We start from the raw sequence: 5,774 nt of genomic DNA on the forward strand, positions 1-5,774 counted from the left end.
TCGTCGAGGTCGGCCGCCCCGTCCTCGGCAAGGACCTCCCGGATCTCATCGAGCGCCAATCCCAGTGCGGTGAGCCGACGAATCCTCAGGAGAGCCACCACGTCGTCGAGTGCGTAGCTTCGGTATCCGTTGGAATCCCGTGGCGGCTCGGGAAGCAACCCGAGCCGGTGGTAGTACCTGATGGTGCGCGTGCTGACGCCCGCCAGCCGTGCCACCTGCCCGATCCTCATCGGCACCCCTTTTTCGCTTGTGGTGATCGCAGTACACACGTTGACGCCGCGTCAAGGTCAAGTCGCGTGTCGCCCGATATGCAGCGATGCACACCACCAGTAGGTCATCCCAACAAATGGGAAAGTGGTTTCATTATTTGGATTCCGCGCGATACCGTCTGGTCAGGCATCGAACCCTGGATGCCGATCCGGTGACCACCCGCATCACTTTCCCCACCAGCCCTTCGGAAGTGATGCCCCATGTCTGCCTTGTCCATTCCCCCATCGCGCGCCCTCGAGTCGATCCGCGGGTCGGCCATCCGAGATCTCCTCGCGGTCACCGAACGGCCCGGTGTGCTCAGCCTCGCGGGCGGTTTGCCTGCCACCGACCTCATCCCCACCGCACGGATCGCGGTTGCGGCGCAGCGCGCGATCGCCGACGCTTCGGCGCTCCAATACACGGCGAGCACCGGCGTTGCGCGGTGCCGCGAGGCCATCGCCCACCTGCAGTGCGCCGCTCCCGAGCAGATCCTCATCACCCATGGTTCACAGCAGGCACTCTCGCTGCTGGCACAGGCGCTCGTCGATCCCGGATCAACGGTCGTCGTCGACGATCCGGTGTATGTGGGTGCACTGCAAAGCTTTCAAGCCGTGTGCGCCCGGATTGTCGCCCTACCCATCACCGGCGCCGGCACCGACGTCGCCGAGCTCGAGACACGGCTTCGGTCCGGGCTACGGCCCCGGATCGTGCACACGGTCAGCAACTTTCACAATCCGTCAGGCGTCACCGCGAGCGCGCATACCCGCATACGACTCGCTGAACTCGCCGATCAGTACGGTTTTCTCGTGATCGAGGACGACCCCTATGGTGCGTTACGATTCACCGGCGACCCGATCGCCCCGATCCCCGGCGATCGGGTCATCCGACTCGGCAGCGCGTCGAAGATCCTCGCACCGGCGTTGCGGGTGGGCTGGATGCAGGCAACGCCGTCGATCGTCGGCATGGTCGAGCGCCTGCGTCAGAGTGCCGACCTCTGCGGCTCGGCGTTCAGTCAACTGATGACCGCCGACCTGCTCAGCGACACCGGGTGGCTCGCCGACCACGTGGATCGCCTGTGCGCGCAGTACCGGGTTCGGGCAACCGCGCTGACCGATGCACTCGACCGCCATCTCGGGAGCCGGATCGACTGGCGCCCACCGGAGGGCGGGATGTTCTGCTGGGCGCGCCTGCACGATGTCGATACCTCCAACCTCCTGCCTGCCGCCGTCGACCAGGGCGTCGCCTTCGTGCCGGGACGTGCGTTCGCCGTCTCCGACGATCTCGGCGAGTACCTGCGACTGAGTTTCGCGACGCTGCCACCGGCGGAACTCGACGAGGGCGTCCGACGACTCGCGGCGGCGCTGGACCACCTCTGACCGTCTATGGTCGGCTGTTCGACCGACACCGTTGCGTCCTGGTTATTACTCGTTTAGAGTAAAAGACATGAACGAGTACGACCCCTTCGAGATCGTCCGGCTGATCGAGAACGCCCGCCGACCCGGCGACGTGTTCGCGGGAACACCGACCGATCCGTCCGCCCAGCGCGCGGCACGCCGCCGTCACCGCGCCTTACTCGCCGCGGTACACCCCGACCGCGCGACGATCCTCGGACTGTCGCCAGAGGTTGCCCGCGACGCCGCACTGACCCTCAACGCGCTGTATTGCGCCTGGTGCGAGACGGTGACGGCTGCGTCGGGCACCGGTGACACCACGGCATTCGTGACCGGGGCGGCCACCCACGTTCTGCGCGAACGCCTTTGGGTCACCGACCAGATGAGCGCGTATCGCACCGACGACCCCGATATCCGTGTCGAGATCGGGCGCATCGCCGGCGTCGAGGGTGTGGTTGCGCTGCCGACGGTCGCCGCCCATCTGGCCGGCCACGGTATGCGGGCTTTCGCGCCGTGCGTCGTCGACACCGCCGTCACCGACGGCCATCCCTGGGTCGCCTACCGGGTACCCGCCGGAATGGTCTGCCTGGACGAGGTGCACGCGTCGTATCCCGCCGGACTCGACGGCCGCGACTGGGCGTGGATGGTGCGCCGCATCGTCATGACTCTTGCCGCTGCCGGCCGTCCGCACGGCAACCTCGGCGTCCACTCCGTTCTGATCCATCCCGACGAACACGGTGTCGTGTTGACAGGGTGGACCGGCCCCGCGACCGCCGGGGACGGCAGCCCGCCGGCACGCGACGGGAACGCCGTGGCACGGTTGTTCGGCGTCATGCTGGGCGACCGCTGTACTCGACAGCGAGCATTCGCCTGTGCTGCCGAGACTCTCGACCCGGAAACCTGGCTACACGAATACGACCTGTTGTTATCGGCGCTTTACGGTCCGCGCCGATTCCGGCCGTTCACGCTGCCGAGACCACAGCCGATGACGGCGTGACAGACACCTCCACATCTTCACCACCAGAAAGGAATCCATCATGGGACAGGGATATTGGGACACCAGCGCATTTCGCAGCGCCGCGGCCGCCCGCCGGGCAGCCGGCGCCGACGACTTCGGCTACTCGGCCCGGATGCGTGAGACGCCACGTCACCTGCGCGTCGCGGCGCCCTCACTCAACGCCTACGGCGTCACCACACGCGAGTCACGCGACAGCATCGACCCCCCCCGGTCGACCCCGATCGTCGTCCTCTTCGATGTCACGGGCTCGATGGGCCGCGTGCCGATCACCGTCCAGAAACGTCTCGGCGATCTGCTCGGTCTGCTGACCCGCGGCGGCTACGTCGACGATCCCCAGGTCATGGTCGGAGCCATCGGCGACGACCAATTCGACGTCGTGCCACTACAGATCGGCCAATTCGAGTCCGACAACCGCATCGACGAACAGCTGCGCGACATCTACCTCGAGGGCGGCGGCGGAGGCGACAAGCGTGAGGGGTACGCACTGGCCGCGTACTTCCTGGCCACCCGGGTCGTCACCGATGCCTGGGATCGGCGCGGCCACAAGGGCCACGTGTTCTTCATCGGCGACGAGATGAACAAGGATGTGCTCTACGCGGAGTCGGTACGCCGGTTCATCGGCGACGACATCGGTGAGGATCGTGACGTCGCCGCCGTCTATCGAGAATTGGCTCAGCGCTTCCACATTCACTACATCCTGCCGAATCTGACCAGCTACTACGACGATCCGCAGATCGAGGACCACTGGCGGGCGATCGTCGGCGAGCGATTCCTCAAGCTCGACGATCCCGACGGGGTCGCCGATCTGATCGCGCTGACCATCGGGGTGATGGAGAACGCCATCACCGTCGAGGAGGGCATGGCCGATCTGCGTGACGCCCGTGCTGCCGCGGCACCCGCGGTCGGGAAGGCATTGGCGCAGATGACTCCCCGTCCGATCACCGGGACCGGCACGTTGCCGGCGGACCTGTGAGAACCACGACGGCGTCGACCACGGCCGCGCCCGGTGCAGAGATCCTGCCCGGGCGCGCGCCCGGCGCTCCCGTCATCGTCGTCGGTCTCGGTTACGGCGATGAGGCCAAGGGAGCGACCGTGGACTTCTTGGCGTCGATGATCCCCGACACCACTGCGGTGGTGCGGTTTTCCGGTGGCGCACAGGCCGCCCACAACGTGTGCCACGGCAGCCGGCACCACACCTTCCGACAGTTCGGGTCGGCGAGTTTCCTCGACGTGCGTACCCTGCTCGCCGCCCCGATGATGGTCAATCCCCTGCGGTTGGCGCAAGAGGCGGCGGAACTGGCCGACGCCGGTATCCGCAACCCGTTCGGATTGCTCACCGCCGACGCCCGCTGCCAGGTCACCACACCGCTGCACATCGCCATGAATCGCGCCCGAGAAGCGCTGCGTGGCAACGCCCGTCATGGCTCCACCGGTGAGGGTATCGGCGAGACCACCGCCTACGCAATGGCAATGGAGTCCGGCGCCCGGCGGGGGCAGCGGGTCGGCAACTTCGTGATGCATGCCGACGCTCCGGATGCAGCTGTGCCCACTCTCGGCCTGCTCCGTGATCGCCGAGCAACGATCCGTGCCCTCGACGCGCTGGCGGCCTACGCACGGCCGCTGTTGGCGGCCGCACCCGAAGCCGAGGCGCCCGTCGACTCGGTTACCGACATCGCCGACACGCTGTGTGAGATCGCCGATTCGATTCGCGTCGTCGACGACATGCCCGCCTACCTGAACGCGACGATCGATGCCGGTACCACCATTTTCGAGGGATCGCAGGGAGCGCTCCTCGACGAATGGCACGGCTTTCACCCGCACACCACGTGGTCCACGGTCGTGCCCGGGCCGCTCGTGCAGTGGCTGCGAAGCACCGGCCACCGTCCGTACGTTCTGGGTACGACGCGGTGTTACGCAACACGTCACGGGTACGGTCCGATGCCCACCGAGAGCGACGATGTCGTGTTACCCGACGTCCACAATCGTGAGGGACGCTACCAGGGTGCCTGGCGGACAGGACATCTCGACATTCCCGCGCTCCGCTATGCCGCGGCCGTGGCGGGTGTGCTCGACGGTGTTGCGGTCTCGCACCTCGATGTCCTCGGCACCGCAGGCCTTTGCGTCGCAGACACCTGGGACGGTGATCCGACTCCGCTGGCACCCACGCGCGGGGGCGACCTCACCGCACTCGCGCGGCTGACCGAGATCGCCGCGCACGCCACGCCGGATCTCCGACAGCTTCCGGCTGACGCCGATGGGGTGGCACAGTTGATCTCGCAGGCGACGGGGGCGCCCGTCGTGATCCGCGCGACCGGGCCTGCACGGACCGACAGGAGTATCACGTGGCCCAGCCCGAGCCCGGCATCCTGAGTGTCGTCAGCGTCGATGTGGTGGCGCTGACCTACGACGCCGAGGCGCGCGCGGTGCTCGTCGCCACCCATCGCCGTACGACCGAACCGCATCTCGGCGAGCGAGCCCTCCCCGGCGTCGTCGTGCGCAGCGGTGAGCGCCTCACCGATGCCGCCTCACGAGCCCTCACGAAACTCGGCATCGACGAGCCGCCGTCGGCGATCGGTCAACTACAGACCTTCGACGAGCCCAGTCGAGATCCACGCGGACCGTCACTGTCGGTGGCCATGTGGGCGACCTTCTGGGACTCGGCAGACATCCGGACGGAACAGGCCGTGTGGACACCGATCGACCGCGACCACCCACCGGCGTTCGATCACGCCGAGATCATCACCGCCACCCGGTCCATCCTTGCCGAGAAACTCTGGCGTGAACTCACTTTCACGCGCGGCCTCACCGGCCCTGAGTTCACCGCTACCGACGCCGTCACGATCACCCGCTCGCTCACCGGCGCAGAGGTGCACCGCGCCAACCTCAATCGCGACCTCGCCCGGATCACCACGCTCACCGAAGCAGGTGTCGCGCCCGCCGCCGGCGGTCGTCCACCCAAGATCTGGCGGTGGTCCCCGATCCCGACCGACTCCCCCTGATCGATGGTCGAGCGCCTCCATCCCCCGATTGTCGAGCGCCTCCATCCCTCCGATGGTCGAGGTGCGAGCCGCGTGCGGCGAGCCTCGAGACCGCTTGCACCGGTGCTGGTTCCAGCT

Annotated in this window: 6 protein-coding genes; 5 read left to right on the plus strand and 1 reads right to left on the minus strand. The window is 67.3% G+C overall.

Annotated features, from left to right (window positions below):
- The coding region (locus B1964_RS15810) for a MerR family transcriptional regulator (RefSeq protein ID WP_139765754.1) at positions 1–230 on the minus strand (230 nt) is incomplete at its 3' end.
- A 240-nt stretch (positions 231–470) separates the two neighbouring features.
- Here B1964_RS15810 and B1964_RS15815 point away from each other — a divergent pair.
- From B1964_RS15815 to B1964_RS15835, 5 genes are all read left to right on the plus strand, one after another.
- Positions 471–1,625 carry a PLP-dependent aminotransferase family protein gene (locus tag B1964_RS15815; protein WP_079930449.1) on the plus strand — a complete coding sequence of 385 codons (1,155 nt, stop codon included), beginning with the start codon at positions 471–473 and terminating at the stop codon, positions 1,623–1,625.
- Positions 1,626–1,692: 67 nt separating this feature from the next.
- A complete protein-coding gene (locus tag B1964_RS15820; RefSeq protein WP_079930450.1) occupies positions 1,693–2,637 on the plus strand; it encodes a hypothetical protein in 945 nt (314 codons plus the stop codon).
- 40 nt (positions 2,638–2,677) lie between these two features.
- Positions 2,678–3,631: a hypothetical protein gene (locus B1964_RS15825; protein ID WP_079930451.1), complete on the plus strand. Its 954-nt coding sequence runs from the start codon at positions 2,678–2,680 to the stop codon at positions 3,629–3,631.
- Positions 3,628–5,028, plus strand: a complete 1,401-nt coding sequence (locus B1964_RS15830; RefSeq protein WP_079930452.1) for an adenylosuccinate synthetase — start codon at positions 3,628–3,630, stop codon at positions 5,026–5,028. Before B1964_RS15825 ends, B1964_RS15830 begins: the two co-directional genes overlap by 4 nt.
- Positions 5,001–5,657, plus strand: a complete 657-nt coding sequence (locus B1964_RS15835; protein WP_079930453.1) for an NUDIX hydrolase — start codon at positions 5,001–5,003, stop codon at positions 5,655–5,657. Before B1964_RS15830 ends, B1964_RS15835 begins: the two co-directional genes overlap by 28 nt.
- Positions 5,658–5,774 lie beyond the last annotated feature (117 nt).

It is taken from the genome of Gordonia sp. i37, from assembly GCF_002043085.1.
Lineage (GTDB): Bacteria > Actinomycetota > Actinomycetes > Mycobacteriales > Mycobacteriaceae > Gordonia > Gordonia polyisoprenivorans.